We start from the raw sequence: 19008 nt of genomic DNA on the forward strand, positions 1-19008 counted from the left end.
GGAGTGCTCCCGGGGCCTTCGTCATGCCCATGCGCTCATCGGCTGCCGCCCGCGTGCCTCCACCCTCGCGAGGGGGGCGCAGGCACGCGGCGCTGACGGCCTAGTCTGTGCCGGCGTCGAACGCGGCGGAGAGCCCGAGCGCATCGCCCTCCTCGTCGATGCCGGAGACCGCGTCGGCGATCTGTTCGGCACCACCGGCCTCGAGTTCGCCGACCAGCTCAGCGGTCTGGCCGCCGACCAGCCCAAGCTGCGCGTACTGCTCGAGTCGTTGACGCGAATCCGCGATGTCCAGGTTCCGCATCGTGAGCTGACCGATCCGATCCTCGGGACCGAACGCCGCACCGACCGTGCGCTCCATCGAGAGCTTCTCGGGGTGGTAGCTGAGGTTGTCGCCCGTGGTGTTCAGGATCGTGTAGTCGTCGCCGCGACGGAGACGCAGGGTGACCTCGCCCGTGATGGCTGAGCCGACCCACCGCTGCAGCGCCTCCCGCAGCATGAGGGCCTCGGGGTCGAGCCAGCGGCCTTCGTACATGAGGCGACCGAGCTTGCGGCCGTCGGCGTGGTACGAGGCGAGCGTGTTCTCGTTGTGGATCGCGTTCACCAGCCGCTCGTAGGCGATATGCAGCAGGGCCATGCCCGGCGCCTCGTAGATGCCGCGCGACTTCGCCTCGATGATGCGGTTCTCGATCTGGTCGGAGACGCCGAGGCCGTGGCGACCTCCGATGGCGTTCGCCTCGAAGACGAGTGCGACCGGATCGCTGTACTCGACGCCGTTGATCGCGACCGGACGGCCGGCCTCGAACCGCACCGACACCTCCTCCGTCTCCACCGTCACGTCTTCGCGCCAGGCGGCGACGCCCATGATCGGCTCGACGATGTCGAGACCGGCGTCGAGGAACTCGAGCTTCTTCGCCTCGTGCGTCGCGCCCCAAATGTTGGCGTCGGTCGAGTAGGCCTTCTCGGTCGCGTCGCGATACGGGAATCCGTGAGCGACGAGCCACTCGCTCATCTCGTGGCGTCCGCCGAGCTCGGTCACGAAGTCCGCATCGAGCCAGGGCTTGTAGATGCGGAGCGCCGGGTTCGCCATGAGACCGTACCGGTAGAACCGCTCGATGTCGTTGCCCTTGTAGGTGGAGCCGTCGCCCCAGATGTCGACGCCGTCCTCCTTCATGGCGCGGACGAGGAGCGTGCCGGTCACCGCGCGCCCGAGCGGCGTCGTGTTGAAGTAGGTCTTGCCGCCCGAGCGGACGTTGAACGCACCGCACTGCAGCGCGACGAACCCCTCCTCGACGAGCGGACGCTTGGCATCGACGTGGCGCGCGATCTCGGCGCCGTACTCCTTGGCGCGATCGGCGACTCCGTCGATGTCGGGCTCGTCGTACTGACCGATATCTGCGGTGTAGGTGCAGGGCACCGCGCCCTTCTCGCGCATCCACGCGACCGCGCACGAGGTGTCGAGACCGCCGGAGAAGGCGATGCCGACGCGCTCGCCCACGGGAAGAGATGAAAGAACCTTGGACATGCTCTCTATCCTAGGGGTGACGCGGGAGCACTCGGACCGCATGCCCGCCGCCCCGTGGGATGGCGGCCATGCGGCGTTCAGCCGATGAGTCCGAGGCCCCTGACGGCGTCGCGCTCCGACACCAGTTCGGCCACCGACCGATCGATCCGCTCCCGCGAGAACGCGTCGATCTCGAGATCTTCGACCACGTTCCAGGCGCCGTCCACGGCGCGCACGGGGAACGACGAGATGAGGCCCTCGGGCACGCCGTACTCGCCGCGCGACACGACGGCTGCGCTCGTGCGGCGCTCTCCGGTGCCGAGCACCCAGTCGCGCACGTGCTCGATCGCGGCGTTCGCCGCGGATCCGACCGATGATCCCCCGCGCACCTCGATGATCTCGGCTCCGCGTTTGGCCACGCGGTCGATGTACGCGCCGCGCGCCCACTCGGCGTCGACCACGTCGAGTGCGGGCCGGTCGCCGATGGTCGCACCGCTGACGTCGGGGTACTGGGTCGCCGAGTGGTTGCCCCAGATGGTGATGCCCGCGACCTCGGGCACGGCGACACCGGCCTCGGCCGCGAGCAGCCCGACCGCGCGGTTGTGATCCAGCCGGGTGAGCGCGGTGAAGCGCTCGGCCGGGACTCCCCCGGCGTGCTGCTGGGCGATGAGGGCGTTCGTGTTCGCGGGGTTGCCGACGACGACGACGCGGACGTCGTCCGCCGCCGCCGCACCGATCGCCCGACCCTGCGGCCCGAAGATCGCGCCGTTCGCCTCGAGCAGGTCGCCCCGCTCCATACCCGCGGTGCGCGGGCGCGATCCGATCAGGAGCGCGATATTGGTCCCGTCGAACCCGATACTCGCGTCGTCGGTCAGCTCGACGCTGTCGAGCAACGGGAAGGCGCAGTCCGCGAGCTCGAGTGCGGTGCCCTCGGCCGACCGCATGCCCTGCGGAATCTCGAGCAGGCGCAGGCGGACCCGCTGGTCCGGGCCGAGCATGTCGCCCGCGGCGATCCGGAACAGTGCAGCGTACCCGATCTGCCCGCCGGCGCCGGTGAGCGTGACGGTAACGGGAGCGTGACTGGTGTCGTTCATCGGTTCTCCGCTCAGCGCAGGTCGAAGGTCCGGGGGTCGGCGCCGAAGCCGCGCCCCGTCTCGTAGGCGTCGAGGGCCGCCATCTCCGCGTCCGTGAGCGCGAAGTCGAAGACATCGGCGTTCTCGACCATGCGTTCCCGCTTCGACGTCTTCGGGAACACGATGGTCCCGTGCTGCACGTGCCAGCGGATGACGACCTGGGCGGGAGTCTTCCCGTGCGCCGCCGCGGCCTCGACGACCGCGTCGCGCTCGAGGAGATCCGACTTCCCCTGCGAGAGGGGCCCCCACGCCTCCACGGCGATGTCGTGCTCGCGGCAGAACTGCACGAGCTCGCGCCGCTGATGCATGGGGTGCAGCTCGATCTGGTTGACTGCGGGGACGACACCCGTCTCTTCGAGGAGCTGCTGCAGGTGCTCGATCTCGAAGTTCGAGACGCCGATGGAGCTCGCGCGACCGGAACCGACGATTTCGATCAGCGATCGCCAGGCGCCGAGCGCCTCCCCGTACATGGGCTGCGGCCAGTGGATGAGGTAGAGGTCGACCGACTCGAGCCCGAGGCGCTCGAGACTCTCATCGAACGCCTCATGAGCGCGCGTCTGATCGGTGTTCCAGAGCTTCGTGGTGACCGTGATCTCGTCGCGCGCGACCCCCGAGGCGGCGATGGCGCGGCCGACCTCGGCCTCGTTCCCGTAGAAGGATGCCGTGTCGATGTGTCGGTATCCGACCTCGAGCGCATCGCTCGTCACGCGCTCGGCTTCGCCGGCCTCGACCTTGAAGACGCCCAGTCCGAGCTGGGGAATGCTCTGGCCGTCGTTCAGCTGGATGCGGGGTGCTGGTATCACTGTCATGTCTTCGCTGATCCCTCCGAATCGATGGTGGCAGGCGGATGCGATGCTCGCGTGCCTGCTGGGGCAAGTGTACGCGGACGGCGGCCCCGTGCCCCGTATTGGGGCGCGCGGCACGATCGGAGGATAATGGGGCATCATGAGCATCGAGTTCCCGGGTGAGCTGCCCGTCAGTCAGATGCGGGAGGAGATCGCCGAAGCGATCTCCGAGCACCAGGTCGTGATCGTCGCCGGCGAGACCGGGTCCGGAAAGACGACGCAGCTGCCGAAGATCGCCCTCTCCCTCGGCCGCGAGCGCATCGCGCACACGCAGCCCCGCCGCATCGCGGCTCGCACCATCGCCGAGCGCGTCGCCGCGGAGCTGGGTTCCGAACTCGGCGGGCTCGTCGGCTATCAGGTGCGCTTCACCGACCGCGTCTCCGAGGAGACGCGGATCCGGCTCATGACGGACGGGATCCTGCTGAACGCGATTCATCGGGATCGCGACCTCTCCGCCTACGACACCATCATCATCGACGAGGCGCACGAACGCAGCCTGAACATCGACTTCCTACTGGGGTACTTGAGAACGCTGCTCCCGCGCCGCCCCGACCTCAAAGTCATCATCACTTCGGCGACGATCGATCCCGCCTCGTTCGCGCGGCACTTCGCGAACCCCGAGACCGGGGAACCCGCGCCGGTCATCGAGGTGTCCGGGCGCACGTACCCGGTCGAGCTCCGCTACCGTCCGCTCACCCGGGAACGCGACGTGCAGCGCAAGAACGGGACCACTGAGACGGTGACCGAGGAGCGGGACCTCTTCGAGGGCATCGGCGATGCGGTCGCCGAACTGACGCGCGAAGAACCGGGCGATATCCTCGTCTTCCTGTCGGGCGAGGCAGAGATTCGCGATGCCGCCGATGCGCTGGGGACGCGTCTGCGCGGCAGCCGCACCGAGATCCTTCCCCTGTACGGACGCCTGTCGGCCGCCGAGCAGCATCGCGTCTTCGAACCCGGCACCCCGGGTCACCGCCGCGTCGTTCTCGCCACGAACGTCGCCGAGACCTCGCTCACGGTGCCGGGCATCCGCTACGTCGTCGATGCCGGCACCGCACGGATCTCACGGTACAGCTCGCGGTCGAAGGTGCAGCGCCTTCCGATCGAGGCCATCTCGCAGGCGAGCGCGAACCAGCGCTCCGGTCGTTCGGGGCGCACGAGTCCCGGCATCGCGATCCGGCTCTACGCGGAGGACGACTACCTCGCCCGCCCCGTCTACACCGACCCCGAGATCACGCGGACCGGCCTCGCGTCGGTGATCCTGCAGATGCTCTCGCTCGACCTGGGCGAGGTCGCCGACTTCCCGTTCCTCACCCCGCCGGACCCGCGCGGAGTGGCCGATGGCATCGGCCTGCTCACCGAACTCGGCGCCGTCGCACCGGTCGGCACGGCCACCGGACGCGGTCGGCGGGGCCAACCGGCCCGCCACCGCATCACGAAGGTCGGACGCGAGCTGTCGCGCCTGCCCATCGAGCCGCGGTTCGCCCGCATGGTCGTCGAGGCGCGCCGCCACGGCGTGGTGCCCGAGGTGCTGGCGATCGTCGCGGGACTCACCGTCCAGGACGTGCGCGAGCGTCCGGCCGAGGTGCGCGGACGGGCCGACGAACTGCACGGCCGGTTCGCCGATCCGCAGGGCGATCTCATCACCCTTCTCAACCTCTGGAACTATCTGCAGGAGCAGCAGCGCGAACGCTCCTCGAGCGCGTTCCGCCGGATGTGCAAAGCGGAGTATCTGAACTTTCTGCGTGTGCGGGAGTGGATGGATCTCGTACGGCAGCTGGAGCGGATCGCACGGGGCGCCCGCGGGTCGCGCCCGCCGGAGACGGCGTCCGGTGGCGGTACCGGCGAGGCCGTGCACCGCTCGGTGCTGGCCGGTCTCCTCTCGCAGCTCGGCGTGCGCGACGAGCGGCAGGATCGCGGAGCGCCGCGCGGCGCCGGCGGCCGCGGCGCACCCAAGCGTCGTCCCGCCCAGGAGTACCTGGGGTCGCGCGGCACCCGCTTCGTGCTCTACCCGGGTTCGGTGCTGGCGAAGCAGCCGCCCGAAGTCGTGATGAGCGTCGAGCTCGTCGAGACGAGCCGACTCTTCGCCCGCAGCAACGCCGTCGTGACGCCCGAATGGGCCGAGGAGCTCGCCGGGCCGCTCGCGAAGCGACAGATCAGCGAACCGCGATGGGAGAAGTCGCAGGGCGCCGCCGTCGCCTACGAACGGGTCACGCTCTACGGGGTGCCGATCGTCTCGCAGCGACGCGTGCAGCTGTCGCGCTTCGATGAGGCGCACGCGCGCGAACTCTTCATCCGCCACGCGCTCGTCGACGGCGACTGGGACTCCCAGCAGGCGTTCGACCGTGCCAACCGGCAACTGCGCACCGAGTTGGAGCAGCTGGAAGAGCGGACGCGGCGACGCGACCTCGTCACCGATGACGACGCGATCTACGCCTTCTACGACGCCCGGATTCCGGCGCACGTCACGAGCACCCGATCGTTCGAGGGGTGGTGGAAAGAGGCGCAGCGCACGACGCCGAACCTGCTGAAGCTGCGCCGCGACGACCTGCTCGCCGACGCGGAGACGCCGGTCGACGAGAGCGAGTTCCCGCGCGAGTGGCGATCGGGCGACCAGACGCTGCGCCTCAAGTACCGCTTCGATCCGACTGCAGCGGATGACGGCGTCACGGTGACCGTGCCGCTTCCCCTGCTCCCGCGCTTGAACGGCGCCGAGTTCGAGCGGCTCGTCCCCGGCCTGCGGCACGAGCTCGTCACCGCGCTCATCAAGACGCTGCCGAAGGCGATCCGCAAGCACGTCGTCCCCGCAGCCGACTGGGGCCGCACCTTGCTCGAGGCCGTCGGACCGCAGCTGGACGCCGCACGTCCCGGCGGCGGCGCCGGTCAGGATCCCGCAGCCGGCCTCACCGCGCTCCTCGCATCCGAGATCCAGCGGCGCACGAGCATCCGCGTGTCCGCCGACGACTTCGATCCCGCTCGGCTGCCCGCGCACCTCACCCCGACGTTCCGCGTCATCGACGGCCGCGGCCGGACGATCGGCACCGGCAAGGACCTCGGCGAACTGCAGCGCACGCATCAGTCGCGAGCCACCGCCGGTGTGGCGCGCGTCGCCGCTGCCGCCATGCCGAAGAGCGACCTCGAGCAGAGCGGCGCGACGACGTGGGTGTTCGGCGATATCCCGCAGCACGTGGACTCCGCGTACGCGAAAGGCAAGCGGGGTACCGGAAGCGGCGTGGTGCGCGCCTATCCGGCGCTCGTGGATCGTCGGACGCACGTCGATCTTGCACTCGTCGCCGACGCCGGAGAGCAGGCGCGCCTGAGCCGGCGCGGCCTGCGGCGACTGGTAGCGCTCAGCTCCCCCTCGCCCGCGAGTTACGTGCGGGACCACCTGTCCAATCAGGAGAAGCTACTCCTCGGCGCCGGCCCCTACCGCGGTCTCGATGACACCATCGCCGACGTCTCGCTCGCAGTGGCCGACGCGGTCATCCTCAGGCACGCCCCCGACGGGCTCATCCGGACGGAGCGCGCCTTCCAGGCACTCGCCGATGACTACGCACGATCGCTCATCGATGAGATCTACCGGGCGATCGCCCTCACCGCCCGCGTCCTCGATGCCGCGCGGCGCGCCCGCAAGGCGGTCGACGGGGCGAAGTCGCTGCAGGTACTCGGTCAGGTCGCCGGCGCCGCGCAGCAGGTCGACGGACTCGTCTTCCCCGGCTTCGTCTCGCGCACGGGGCTCGCGCAGCTCGAGCGCCTGCCGGTCTACCTCGAAGCGGTGCGCCTGCGCATGGAGGCGCTGAGCGGCGACGCCGGACGTGACCGGGTCAGGCAGAACGACGTCGACCGGGCGCTCGCGGCCTTCACCGATGCCGGGGGCGAGATCCCGCTCCCGCACGATGCCGCTGAACGTCTGACGCGAGCGCGCTGGCTCATCGAAGAGCTCCGGGTCAGCCTGTTCGCGCAGCAGTTGCGGACCGCCGAACCCGCCTCCCTCTCCCGCATCCAACGGGCACTCGCATGACCCTCGGCGACCTCGCTATGCTGACGCCATGGAACAGCACACGGGTGAATCGCCGCGCCTCGCGATCGGCATCGACGTCGGTGGCACGGGGATCAAGGGCGCGGCGGTCGACCTCGACACCGGTGAGAAGCTGACGAAGCGGCACAAGTCGCTCACCCCCGAAGGCGGGCTGCCCGGGCCCGTCGCAGCGAGCGTCGCCGAGATGGTGGACGCGATCCGCGACGAGCTCGACGACACCGGTCTGCTTGCGCGATCGGTGACGCCGAAGATCGGCGTCACCCTCCCCGGCGTGGTGCAGCACGGCATCATGCGCACCGCGGCCAACATCGATCAGAGCTGGATCGATCTCGACGCCGTCGCGCTCATGACCGATGCGATCGGAGCGCCGGCGTACGTGGTGAACGACGCCGATGCGGCGGGTATCGCCGAGAGCGCGTTCGGCGCCGTCGCGGGCCTCTCGGGCGTGACGCTCGTCTTCACGTTCGGCACGGGCATCGGTGCCGCGCTCATCCACGACGGCGTCCTCGTCCCGAACTTCGAGCTCGGACACCTCGACCTCGGCGAGCACCGGAACTACGAGCGGTACGCCTCTCCGAAGAACATCGAGCGGGAGGGCATCTCGCTCGGCGAATGGGCGGAACGCGTGCGCGCCTACATCGTCCACATCGAGCAGCTCTTCTGGCCCGACCGCATCGTGATCGGCGGCAGCATCAGCAAGTCGAGCGACGAGTACCTGCCGTTCGCGAGCGTGCGCGCCGAGGTGATCCCCGCCCACTTCCGCAATAACGCCGGAATTGTGGGCGCCGCGCGACTGGCCGCCCGCTGATCCCCCACCCTTCGCCCGGTTTCGCGTCGAATTCCGTCGCATTCCTCTAGAAACGGCGACCATTTCGCCCGTATACTCCTCTGATGGGCATTTATCGTGATCTCGGTCGCAGCCCTGGGGTCTTCGGCATCCTCTTCGCACAGCTCACTGCGCGCTTCCCGTTCGGGATGCTCTCGATCATCCTGCTGCTGCACATCGAGCAGGCGTACGGGCTGTACACCTACGCCGGTATCGTGCTGGCCTGCCAGAGCTTCGGACAGGCCATCGCCGGACCGCTCATGGGACGCCTGATGGGCGTCTTCGGCATGCGTCCGGTGCTCTCCATCACCACGCTCGTCTGTTCCGCGCTGCTCATCGCGATCGCCTGGGTCCATCTGCCGCTCGCCGTCGTGGCGGCCATGGCCTTCGCGATGGGGATCGCCACCCCGCCCGTCACCCCCGCCGTCCGCACCATCTACCCGAAGATGGTGCCCGGCCACCAGCTGTCCGGACTGTTCTCGCTCGACGCCTCGGCGCAAGAGATCATCTGGGTCTTCGGCCCGGTCGTCGCGGTCTTCGTGTCGTCGCAGTTCGGTACCGAGTGGGGGTTGATGGTCGCTGCGACCTTCATGCTCTTCGGCGGGCTGTGGTTCATCGCGACGAAGGCCGTCGGCCGGGTACGGATCCCGCAGGCGCGCCGCAGGTTCGGTGCCGTCCTCCGGCATCCCACCGTCGTCATCGCGACCGTCGCCGGTTTCCTGTTCGTCGCCTCGTTCGCCGCGCTCGAGGCGGGTATCGTCGCGATCTTCGGGCACGGGGCACTCGAGGCGGGTGTCGTGCTCGCCGTCTTCGCGGGCGGCTCCCTGCTCGGCGGCCTCCTCATCGGGCACCGCCAGATGCGGCCGTGGTCGATGCTGCTGCGCTCGCTCGTCGTCCTCATCGGCACGGCGCTCTGCCTGTTCAGTTTCGAAGCCTGGTGGCTCTCCGTCGTGCTGTTCCTCGGCGGACTCGGTACGGCCCCGATGTTCGCCGCGCTCTCGACGACGGTGAGCGCGACGGTGAAGTTCTCGGAGACCGCAGAATCGTACGGCTGGGTCGGCACCGGACAGCTCGTCGGCGTCGCACTCGGGTCCGCCTTCGCCGGCGTTGCGATCGACCAGTACGGTCCGATCGGCGCGATCATCGTGTCGATCGTGTTCCTCATGGCGACCGTCATTCTCTCCGCCTCGTGCATGCGGATCATCCCCGATCTCCAGGGGCGCAACGCCACACCGATCCCCGATACCGAACCTGTGCAGCTCCCCAATGCTGCCGGGTCGCATGTGTCAGACTGACACGTGATCACCACCGATGCAGTTCCAGGAGGAAATCTCATCATGACGAGTTATGCAGTGACCAACCCGGCAACAGGGGAGGTCGTCGCCGAGTACCCGACCGCGACCGACGCGCAGGTGGAAGAGGCCATCGCCTCAGCCCAGAAGGCCTATCAGGAGTGGTCGCGTCAGACCACGCTCGCCGAGCGATGCGCGCTCGCCCAGAAGGCCGGTGAACTCTTCATCGAGCGCAAGGAAGAGCTCGGCAAGATCATTCAGCGCGAGATGGGCAAGCCGCTCGCCGACTCCATCGGCGAGGCCGAGTTCGCCGGTGAGATCACCGCGAAGTTCGGCGAGATGGCTCCCGAGTGGCTCGCCGACGAGGAGCTGCAGGTCGACGACGGCCTCCGCACCTTCGTCCGCAAGCAGGGCATCGGCGTGATCCTCGGCATCATGCCGTGGAACTTCCCGTACTACCAGGTCGCGCGCTTCGCGTCGCCGAACCTGGTGCTCGGCAACACCATCGTGCTGAAGCACGCCGAGCAGTGCCCCGAGTCGGCGCTGGCGATCGAGCAGATCTTCCGCGATGCCGGGTTCCCCGAGGGCGCCTACGTGAACGTCTTCGCCTCGCACGACCAGATCGAGACGATCATCGCCGACGACCGCGTGCAGGGCGTCTCTCTCACCGGCTCCGAGCGCGCCGGCGCCATCGTCGCCGCGCACGCCGGCAAGCACCTCAAGAAGTGCGTGCTCGAGCTCGGCGGTTCCGACCCCTTCCTCGTGCTCGACACGAGCGACATCGACTCGGCCGTGCAGCACGCCGTCACCGGTCGCATGGAGAACTCGGGTCAGGCCTGCAACGGCTCGAAGCGCATCATCGTCATGGACCAGTACTTCGACGAGTTCGCCGAGAAGTTCAAGCAGGCGGTCAGCGGGCTGTCCGCGGACAACGACGACTTCGGTCCGCTCTCCTCCTCCAAGGCCACCGAGACGCTGACGAAGCAGGTCTCCGGCGCCGTGAAGCAGGGTGCCGAGATCCTCGTCGGCGACAACGACCCCGAGGGCAACTTCTACACCCCCTCCGTCATCACCGGCGTCACGCCGTCGATGGACGTCTACACCGAGGAGCTCTTCGGCCCCGTCGCCCAGCTGTACCGCGTCTCGAGCGACGCCGAAGCCATCGAGCTCGCCAACGCGACGCCCTACGGCCTCGGCTCGATCGTCATCTGCGAGGACCTCGAGCGCGCCGAGCAGATCGGCAACCAGCTCGACGTGGGCATGGTCTTCATCAACGGTGCCGGGCTCGAGGGTGCCGACGTTCCCTTCGGCGGCGTGAAGCGCTCCGGCTACGGCCGTGAACTCGGCCGCGGCGGCATGGAGGAGTTCGCGAACAAGAAGCTGTTCCGCTTCGCCGGCTGATCACCGACGCGCGTCTCGTGCGCTTTCAGGGGGCCGGGGTCCTGCGGGATCCCGACCCCTCGTGCGTGCCGGGGGTGCGTCTCGTGTCGCCAGTATGCTCGACGTTGTGACTGAACACCCCGGCCAGCACCGCGCGCGCCACATCTCCGCACTCGCGCTCGGTCTGTGCGCCGTCGTCGTCCTCTTCCTCCTGCCCGGAGGCGTCGTCACGTACGCCGTCATGGTCGGCATCGCGCTGATCGCCTTGGTCTTCGGCCAGCGGGCCGTCCGTCACCGCGGACCGCTGCTGTGGGCGGCGATCCTCGGACTCGTGCTCGCCTCCCTCGGCCTCATCACCAACGTGAGCTTTCTCGTGGTGCGGGCCATCCGCGTCTTCTCCGGGTAGGGCGCTCACGCCCACTGCCCGGCATTCCGCGTCCGACTCAGACGAAACCGGCGATGCGGACGACGCCGACGGGACCACGGATCCCCGCGCACTTAGCATCGGAGCGGGAGACGGGTCAACCGACTCGACGAACCGCACCGCGCATCCGTAGTCTGCAGTGGCTCGGCACGGTCGAGCCGCCCTCCGGAACCCGAGCCGCACGACGCTCGGGAACCGAGCGCGCGCACCCCGCCGAAGGGACACAGTCTGGAAACGACACGATCGGACCGCGCAGGCGCGGCCCGCACTGAGACGCCCGTCGAGCCGAGAGGCCCGTTGAGTGCGTACCTGTGCACACAGCACGCGACACCGCAGGAGTCTCCGAGTGGGGACGATGTCGACGCAGAGCTGCGATCCCTCACGGCCCGCGCCATCGCGGATACCTCGGACGTCGCCGGCGACGACGACCTGCAGCTCTCCCTGTTCCTCATGTACGGTCTGCACACCGGCGCTCTGCCCTGGTTGCACGAATCGTGGGAATGGGACCCGGAAACACTTCGCGCGCGTGCGTCGATCGAGCGAGCGTTCGAGCACGAGCTCCGCTCGGCGATCACCGTCGACCGCCCGCCGACCCCGAACGCCGAAGCGGTCGCGGAGTGGTTGTTCGCCGCGACGGCGCCGACCGCCGGGCCCAGCCTCGCCCGTTTCGTCGCGAAGACCGCGACGCTCGAACAGCTTCACGAGTTCCTCATGCAGCGCAGCATCTACACGCTGCGCGAAGCCGACCCGCACTCCTGGGCCATCCCCCGCCTCACTGGCCGCCCGAAGGCCGCGCTCGTGGAGATCCAGGCCGACGAGTACGGCGGCGGCAACCCCGAGCGGATGCACGCCGCGATCTTCGGCCGCACCCTGCGCGGTGCGGGACTGGACGACACCTACGGTGCGTACCTCGACCGGGTTCCCGCGGTCACGTTGGCCTCGCAGAACATGATGTCGATGTTCGGACTCAATCGACGACTCCGCGGCGCCATCGTCGGGCACCTCGCGGCGTTCGAGATGACGTCGTCGATTCCGAACCGACAGTACGGCGACGGGTTCCGCCGGCACGGATTCGACGACGACGTCACCCGGTACTTCGATGAGCACGTCGAAGCCGACGCGGTGCACGAGCAGATCGCGGGTCGGGATCTCGCCGGAGCACTCGCCGAGGAGCATCCCGAGCTGCTGCACGACATCCTGTTCGGCGCGCTCGCCTGCCTGGAGGTCGACGGACGGGTCGGCGACCACATCCTCGGCTCGTGGGAGCGGGGCGAGAGCTCGCTGCGTGCGGCACGATGACGCATACGCACGCCTCACCGGAGGCGTCGGCTCCCACGATGCGCGCATCACCGCCGCGCACCCACTCGCCCGTTTGAGGAAGGACCTGCATGCGCAACGATGACGCACCCGCAACGATCACCGCGTACCCGAACGGACCGCTCATCGTTCGCGGACGGGTCCGATTCGTCGATGAGCACGGCGCCTCCGTGGAGCAGCCCCGCGCGACCGCTGCGCTGTGTCGATGCGGCATGTCCGCGATCAAACCCTGGTGCGACGGGACGCACAAACTCTCCGGTTTCACGACCGAGACCCCGGACCGGGAGCCGGCCGGCTCGGACGAGGCGCACGACGAGTGCGGAGGCTGCGAAGCTGACTCCCCTGACGCCTGAGCAGTGACCGCGGCGCTCGCCGTCGCCGGAGGTCCGCGGTGGCGCACGCGACACCGGCCGACGGATTACGATGATCTCGGATGTCCCCGAGCGAGAAACCGAGAAGCGAACGATGATCCGAGACGCCGAGACCACGACTCGGGTTCCGCAGAACTCCGCGAAATCCGCGCGCCGCGTGGCGTACGCGGCGCTCGCCGGAACCGCGATGGAGTGGTACGACTACTATCTCTTCGGCCTCGCCGCCGCGCTCGTCTTCAACCGGCTCTACTTCACGACACTCGACCCACGAGCGGCGTCCCTCGCCGCGTTCGCCACGTTCGGCGTCGGGTTCGTGGCGCGCCCGCTGGGCGCGATCCTCTTCGGTTCGATCGGCGACCGCATCGGCCGCCGGCCCGCCCTCCTGCTGAGCGTCACACTCATCGGTGCCGCAACCGTCTGCATGGGCCTGCTCCCGGATTTCGCCGCCATCGGCGTCGCGGCGCCGGTGTTCCTGGTGCTCCTCCGCCTCGTGCAGGGTGTGGCAGTCGGCGGCGAGTGGAGCGGCGCCATGACGATCGCCGTCGAACACGCCCCCGCCGACCAGCGCAGCAAGCTCGCCGCCCTCGTGCAGCTCTCATCCCCCATCGCCACCCTGCTCTCGAGCGGCGCGTTCACGCTGGTGCTGCTGCTCCCCGAAGAGTCGTTCGACGCCTGGGGATGGCGACTCCCCTTCATCGCCGCGCTCCCGATGCTCATCATCGCCCTCATCATGCGGTCCAAGATCGAGGAGTCCCCCGAGTTCGCGCGCATCGCCGAAGCCGGAACACGACCCCGCGTCCCGTTCGTCGCGCTCTTCCGGCGCGCACCCGGCCGCCTGGGGATCGCGATCCTGGTCTCCATGCTCGGAGTCGGCGGGTTCTACTTCATGAACACCTTCCTCGTGAACTTCGGGGCCAACGAGCGCGGCATCGACCGACAGATCATGGTCAACGCCATGCTCGTCGCCGCAGTCGTGCAGGCCGGGGTCACGCTCTGGTCCGGGCGCCTCGCCACCCGATTCGGCCCCGGCCGCGTCACCCTGTGGGGTGGACTCGCGACCGCCGTCGTCGCCTTCCCCGTCTTCTGGCTGGTCGACACCCAGCACCCGGTCGCCGCGATCGCGGCGCTGAGCCTCGGACTCTCGGCGGTCATCCTCGCCTACGGCGTCGCCGGATCCGCGCTCGCTGGGCTCTTCCCGACCGAGCTGCGCTACTCGGGCGTGAGCCTCGGTTACAACCTCGCGGCTGTGGTCGGCGGGTTCCTGCCGCTCGCCGCGCAGGCGTCGCTCGGCTGGTCGAGTGGCGGCTCGTGGGGGCCCGCACTGCTCTTCGCGGCGTTCGGCCTCGCGACGGCACTGGGGGGCGCGCTCGCGCACCGGGTCCTCCCCCGCGGCTGAGCGCGTTCGCCGGCGCACGCTCCCACGCCGCCTGGCGTCCCGGCGTCCCGGCGTCCCGGCGTCCGGCGTCCGGCGTCCGGTGTCCCGGCGTCCCGGTGTCCCGGCATCCGCTTCTGTGCGGAATTCTGTGTTCTATGGAGCACGATAAAGCACGGAATCCCGCACTCAACCGCGCGAAGCGCGCGAAGCGGGCGAAGCGGGCGAACCGGGCGCGGCGGGTGGCATCAGTGCTCGCAGGTGCAGCCCGCACCCGCACCAGCACCCGCACCAGCACCACCGGCAGCACCAGCCGCAGCACCCGCACCTCCGCCCCCGCCAGCGCACGCCCCGCCCCCGCCAGCGACCCCGTACGGGGTCGAACGCGGCGCGTCGAGCGACGGGTTGCTGTCGAAGAACCCGAACGGCTTCAGGGTGAAGGCGACCGTATCGACCGGCATGATCGGCCAGTCCTCGGTGCGCGTGATGTGGTGGATGCCGAACACATGCCAGAGCACCACGTCGGTGTCGATGAGGTTCTCGTCGTCCGCGATCCAGGCGCTCATCCCGGTGTCGCGGTCGTCGGCGGACTGCGTCGGATAGTCTCCGGCCGGCCACAGCTCGTCATCGTGGTGCCGTGTCACCCACAGCGTCTTCCCGATGACGGGGTTGCGCTGCAGAATCGGCGAGGCCTCATCGAACATCGCGGGGAACGATGCCGATGGCACGAGCTTGTACGCCGTCGGCGCGCCCCAGGCGTTCAACCGGTTCGGGTTCTGCACCTTCCACGACCGCTGCAGCGACCAGTCGTAGTCGCGGCCCGACTCCGCCTCCGAGGCGACCACCGTGCCTCGGGTGTGCAGGTCGAGCCCGAACGGGTTCGCGTCGCTGATGGGAGCCGCCATCGAGTCCGACTCGACGACCGTGTTGCCGTCACCGTCGATGTCGAGATCGAGTCTGGCGACGAGGAAGTGCTGGTGGAACGGCGCGTAAGTGCGGCGATCGACGACGGTCCCGGTCGGGTGAATCGCGGTCTCGTCCTCCATCGGCGTCGACACCATGATGCCGGTCGCCCGGATCTCGCACTCGATGTTCCCGTCGGGATAGAACCTCCAGTACACCAGGTACTCGTAGTTCGCGACGGTGGCGTGCACCGAGACCACGAAGCGTCGCATGCGGCGCACCTCCGTGCCGGCATCGGGATCGACGTGCTTCCAGAGCACGGCGTCGTCCTCCTCGTGCAGGCAGATGGCATTCTTCGTGACCCTGGGATGCCCCGCGGTGTCGGGCAGCACACCGTCGAGATATCGGATCTCGCCGAGGCAGTCGCAGCCGAGCTCGAGGGAGGTGCACATGTACCCGAGCCCCCACTCGCCGATGTCGAACGCGGTTCGGCGGTAGTGATCGAAGCTGGAGTCGCGATACGGCACGATCATCTCGGCGAGCGACATGCGGTAGGCGATGTCGCGATACTCGTCGCCGTCCTTGAACCGCACCTGGTGCAGCACAGGGCCCTCGCGGTAGGTGAATCCGATCCGGAACTCCCAGTCCTGCCAGCGCAGCCGTGCACCGTCGAGATTGAACGAGACGCCGTCGGGTTGGGTGATCTCGAGCGGCGCGAGATCGGTGCGGGGGGCCTCATTGCGGAGCTCTGGCACGTACTCCGCATCCACGGCGGGGAATCCGCGATCGTGCCCCTCGTCGATCTCGAGCACCGCCATGGTGTTCACGTCGACGATGATCTTCATGCCGCTGAGCGGGTGCGCGTACGGGTTTCCCTGCGGTGTCGCGCGCACCCAGATGTCGACCCAGCCCAGACGGCGATCGCGCCACTGCGGCGGCATGACCGCGCGCCCGTACGTCCAGAGGTCGAAGAGCACCAGGTCGATGTTCACGCCGCGCTGCTCGATGGCGGCACGGACGGCCGGATCTCGGCGCAGCGCCTCATCGCACTCGTGGTACTCGTCGACGGTGAAGTTCGATGTCACACCGGGCTTCTCGGTCCACGATTCGACGACGTTCTCGGTGAGGTTCACCACGGCTTCGAAGACCGCGTTCGAACGCTTCTCCCAGAGCACGGCGAAGGATCGGCGCTCGACCGCGTCGCCCTCCCGCCAGGCGCGCACCTCAGTCTTCGGGGGCTCGCGCAGCACGATCGACGCGTACCGCCAGCCCCCGTCGACGCCGCGCTCACGCGCGAGGGTCGACGAGGTGGCGGTCAGTTCTGCTGCGGTCAGTGAATCCAGCGGGTGCAGCGCCATAGCGACTCCTCTTCATCGCCCGGCACGCCCTCGTCCCGGTGCTCACGATGCAGAACAGTCTGCCACTCCCACCCGTCGGGCGGAAGCGCCGCGAGCCGCCTTACCAGCGCGGCTTGCGCTTGCCGTCCGACTGGCCACGATCATCGCGGCCTCGACGGTCGTCCCGACCGCCGCGATCATCCCGTCCGCCGCGATCGTCGCGGTCGCCGCGGAACTGGCCGCCCCGACCCGAGCCGCCCCGGTCGTCGCGATCCCACGAACGTCCGCCCCGCTCGGAGCCGCCGCCGCGGCGGTCGCCGCCGAAGTCCCGTCCGCGGCGATCCTGGCGGTTGCCGCCGCGGTCGTCACGATCGTAGCGTCCGCGGCCGCCGTCGCGATCCCGGCCGCCGTCCCGGCTACCGTCGCGGTCACGACCGTAGCCTCGCGAGCCACCGCGGTCGTCGTCGCGTCCGCGGCGCGGACCGTTGTCGCGTTTGATCTGGATCGGCTGACCGCTCACGCGGGTGTCGGAGAGACGGCCGAGCAGATCGTCGGACAGATCCGCCGGCAGCTCGACGAGCGAGAAGTCGGGTCGGATCGTGATCTTGCCGAAGTCGTCGCGGTTCAGGCCGCCCTCGTTCGCGAGCGCGCCGACGATCTGGCGCGGATCCACCTTGTGGCGCTTGCCGACCTCGATGCGGTAGGTGCTCAGGGATCCGCTCGGCCGGCTGCGACGCTCGCCGCGCTCGCGGTCGTCGCGACGGTCACGGTTGCCATCGCCCTCCTCGAGGAAGCGAGCGGCCTGCGCACGATCCCTCGCGAACTTCTTGTCGTCGTTCTCGTCGAGCAGCAGCGGGGTCTCGCCCTGCGCGACGACCGCGAGCGCCGCGGCGACGTCGGTCTCGGGAACATCGTGGTGACGCACGTAGTGGGCGATGATGTCGCGGAAGCGCTCGACACGATCCGTCTCGGAGAGCGCCGTGGTGATGGCGTCGTCGAAGCGGGAAAGACGCGTCGCGTTGACCTCTTCGACGCCGGGGAGCGGCATCGGGGTGAGCGGCTGCCGCGTCGCCTTCTCGATCGACTTCAGCATGCGACGCTCGCGCGGCGTGACGAAGCTGATGGCGTCGCCCGAGCGGCCGGCGCGGCCGGTACGACCGATGCGGTGCACGTACGACTCGGTGTCGATCGGCAGGTCGTAGTTGACGACGTGGGTGATGCGCTCCACGTCGAGCCCGCGTGCGGCGACATCGGTCGCGACGAGGATGTCGAGCTTGCCCGACTTCAGCTGGTTGACGGTGCGTTCGCGCTGCGCCTGGGCCACGTCGCCGTTGATCGCGGCGGCGGAGTAACCGCGCGCACGCAGCTTCTCGGCAACCTGCTCGGTGTCGTTGCGCGTGCGGGTGAAGACGATCAAACCGTCGAAGTTCTCAACCTCGAGGATGCGGGTGAGCGCGTCGAGCTTCTGCATGTACGAGACGACGACGTAGCGCTGCGTGGTGTTCGCGCTCGTCTGCGTCTTACCCGCGATCTTGATCTCTGCAGGATCATTGAGGTGCTGCTGCGAGATGCGGCGGATCTGCGCCGGCATGGTCGCCGAGAACAGCGCCACCTGCTTATCGTCGGGAGTGTCGGCGAGGATCGTCTCGACGTCTTCGGCGAAGCCCATCTTCAGCATCTCGTCGGCCTCGTCGAGCACGAGGTACTTGAGTTCCGAGAGGTCGAGCGTTCCCTTGTCGAGGTGGTCCATGATGCGACCCGGGGTGCCGACGACGACGTGCACGCCACGACGCAGGGCCGACAGCTGAACGCCGTAGCCCTGTCCGCCGTAGACGGGGAGGACGTGCACGTTCTTCATGCGCGCGGCGTAGCTCTCGAATGCCTCGCACACCTGCAGCGCGAGCTCGCGTGTCGGTGCCAGTACGAGGGCCTGCGGCGGCGTCTTCTGCGAGACATCAAGACGCGAGAGGATCGGCAGGGCGAACGCCGCCGTCTTGCCGGTTCCGGTCTGCGCGAGGCCGACGACGTCGCGACCCTCGAGCAGGACGGGAATCGTCGCCGCCTGGATCGCGGACGGCGTCTCGTATCCCACATCCTTCAGACCCTTGAGCACGTCAGCACTCAGGTCGAGGTCCGAGAAGGTGAGCTGGCCCTCCGCCTTCGCGGCGTTCTGATCGCCCGCGTCGACCGTCTCGGCGGTCTCGTCCGGCGTCGTGTGTTCAGGGTCGCCGGACGGAGTGTGCGGTGCGTGCTCAGAAGAGGTCATCATAC

Annotated in this window: 13 protein-coding genes; 8 read left to right on the forward strand and 5 right to left on the reverse strand. The window is 69.0% G+C overall.

Going from position 1 to position 19008, the window contains the following annotated elements; translation table 11 throughout:
- Positions 1-100 precede the first annotated feature (100 nt).
- The 3 genes from argG to J4H85_RS10065 form a co-directional block, all read right to left on the reverse strand.
- Positions 101-1522: an argininosuccinate synthase gene (argG, locus tag J4H85_RS10055; protein ID WP_208239241.1), complete on the reverse strand. Its 1422-nt coding sequence runs from the start codon at positions 1520-1522 to the stop codon at positions 101-103.
- Between the two features lie 77 nt (positions 1523-1599).
- Positions 1600-2595 (reverse strand): malate dehydrogenase, encoded by a 996-nt coding sequence (locus tag J4H85_RS10060; protein WP_208239242.1) that lies wholly within the window; start codon positions 2593-2595, stop codon positions 1600-1602.
- A gap of 11 nt (positions 2596-2606) precedes the next feature.
- On the reverse strand, positions 2607-3443 hold the full coding sequence (locus J4H85_RS10065) for an aldo/keto reductase (RefSeq protein ID WP_208239243.1): 837 nt from the start codon (positions 3441-3443) through the stop codon (positions 2607-2609).
- Between the two features lie 136 nt (positions 3444-3579).
- On the opposite strand from J4H85_RS10065, the gene hrpA reads away from it, so the two are divergent.
- From hrpA to J4H85_RS10105, 8 genes are all read left to right on the forward strand, one after another.
- Positions 3580-7497 (forward strand): ATP-dependent RNA helicase HrpA, encoded by a 3918-nt coding sequence (gene hrpA / locus J4H85_RS10070; protein WP_208239244.1) that lies wholly within the window; start codon positions 3580-3582, stop codon positions 7495-7497.
- Between the two features lie 28 nt (positions 7498-7525).
- The gene (gene ppgK, locus J4H85_RS10075) at positions 7526-8323 is read left to right on the forward strand and encodes a polyphosphate--glucose phosphotransferase (protein ID WP_208239245.1); all 798 of its coding nucleotides are present in this window, start codon (positions 7526-7528) and stop codon (positions 8321-8323) included.
- Positions 8324-8406: 83 nt separating this feature from the next.
- Positions 8407-9636 carry an MFS transporter gene (locus J4H85_RS10080; protein WP_208239247.1) on the forward strand — a complete coding sequence of 410 codons (1230 nt, stop codon included), beginning with the start codon at positions 8407-8409 and terminating at the stop codon, positions 9634-9636.
- A gap of 42 nt (positions 9637-9678) precedes the next feature.
- Positions 9679-11034: an NAD-dependent succinate-semialdehyde dehydrogenase gene (locus J4H85_RS10085; RefSeq protein WP_208239249.1), complete on the forward strand. Its 1356-nt coding sequence runs from the start codon at positions 9679-9681 to the stop codon at positions 11032-11034.
- 106 nt (positions 11035-11140) lie between these two features.
- Positions 11141-11419 carry a hypothetical protein gene (locus tag J4H85_RS10090; RefSeq protein ID WP_208239251.1) on the forward strand — a complete coding sequence of 93 codons (279 nt, stop codon included), beginning with the start codon at positions 11141-11143 and terminating at the stop codon, positions 11417-11419.
- Positions 11420-11734: 315 nt separating this feature from the next.
- Complete coding sequence (locus J4H85_RS10095; RefSeq protein ID WP_243893606.1) at positions 11735-12736, forward strand: iron-containing redox enzyme family protein; 1002 nt, start codon at positions 11735-11737, stop codon at positions 12734-12736.
- An 89-nt stretch (positions 12737-12825) separates the two neighbouring features.
- The gene (locus J4H85_RS10100; protein WP_208239253.1) at positions 12826-13107 is read left to right on the forward strand and encodes a CDGSH iron-sulfur domain-containing protein; all 282 of its coding nucleotides are present in this window, start codon (positions 12826-12828) and stop codon (positions 13105-13107) included.
- Positions 13108-13219: 112 nt separating this feature from the next.
- Complete coding sequence (locus J4H85_RS10105) at positions 13220-14521, forward strand: MFS transporter (protein ID WP_208239255.1); 1302 nt, start codon at positions 13220-13222, stop codon at positions 14519-14521.
- Between the two features lie 224 nt (positions 14522-14745).
- Here J4H85_RS10105 and J4H85_RS10110 read toward each other — a convergent pair whose 3' ends face one another.
- Both J4H85_RS10110 and J4H85_RS10115 read right to left on the reverse strand, forming a co-directional pair.
- Positions 14746-16758, reverse strand: a complete 2013-nt coding sequence (locus J4H85_RS10110; RefSeq protein WP_208239257.1) for a primary-amine oxidase — start codon at positions 16756-16758, stop codon at positions 14746-14748.
- Between the two features lie 100 nt (positions 16759-16858).
- On the reverse strand, positions 16859-19006 hold the full coding sequence (locus J4H85_RS10115; protein ID WP_372440200.1) for a DEAD/DEAH box helicase: 2148 nt from the start codon (positions 19004-19006) through the stop codon (positions 16859-16861).
- Positions 19007-19008 lie beyond the last annotated feature (2 nt).

This window comes from Leucobacter tardus (assembly GCF_017583045.1).
Lineage (GTDB): Bacteria > Actinomycetota > Actinomycetes > Actinomycetales > Microbacteriaceae > Leucobacter > Leucobacter tardus.

Bases quoted from the DNA above. Each gene is read 5' to 3' on its own strand.
- J4H85_RS10105 (WP_208239255.1), top strand. From the start codon at position 13,220: ATGATCCGAGACGCCGAGACCACGACTCGGGTTCCGCAGAACTCCGCG.
- J4H85_RS10115 (WP_372440200.1), bottom strand. From the start codon at position 19,006: ATGATGACCTCTTCTGAGCACGCACCGCACACTCCGTCCGGCGACCCT.
- argG (WP_208239241.1), bottom strand. From the start codon at position 1,522: ATGTCCAAGGTTCTTTCATCTCTTCCCGTGGGCGAGCGCGTCGGCATC.
- J4H85_RS10100 (WP_208239253.1), top strand. From the start codon at position 12,826: ATGCGCAACGATGACGCACCCGCAACGATCACCGCGTACCCGAACGGA.
- ppgK (WP_208239245.1), top strand. From the start codon at position 7,526: ATGGAACAGCACACGGGTGAATCGCCGCGCCTCGCGATCGGCATCGAC.
- J4H85_RS10085 (WP_208239249.1), top strand. From the start codon at position 9,679: ATGACGAGTTATGCAGTGACCAACCCGGCAACAGGGGAGGTCGTCGCC.
- J4H85_RS10060 (WP_208239242.1), bottom strand. From the start codon at position 2,595: ATGAACGACACCAGTCACGCTCCCGTTACCGTCACGCTCACCGGCGCC.
- hrpA (WP_208239244.1), top strand. From the start codon at position 3,580: ATGAGCATCGAGTTCCCGGGTGAGCTGCCCGTCAGTCAGATGCGGGAG.
- J4H85_RS10110 (WP_208239257.1), bottom strand. From the start codon at position 16,758: ATGGCGCTGCACCCGCTGGATTCACTGACCGCAGCAGAACTGACCGCC.
- J4H85_RS10080 (WP_208239247.1), top strand. From the start codon at position 8,407: ATGGGCATTTATCGTGATCTCGGTCGCAGCCCTGGGGTCTTCGGCATC.
- J4H85_RS10065 (WP_208239243.1), bottom strand. From the start codon at position 3,443: ATGACAGTGATACCAGCACCCCGCATCCAGCTGAACGACGGCCAGAGC.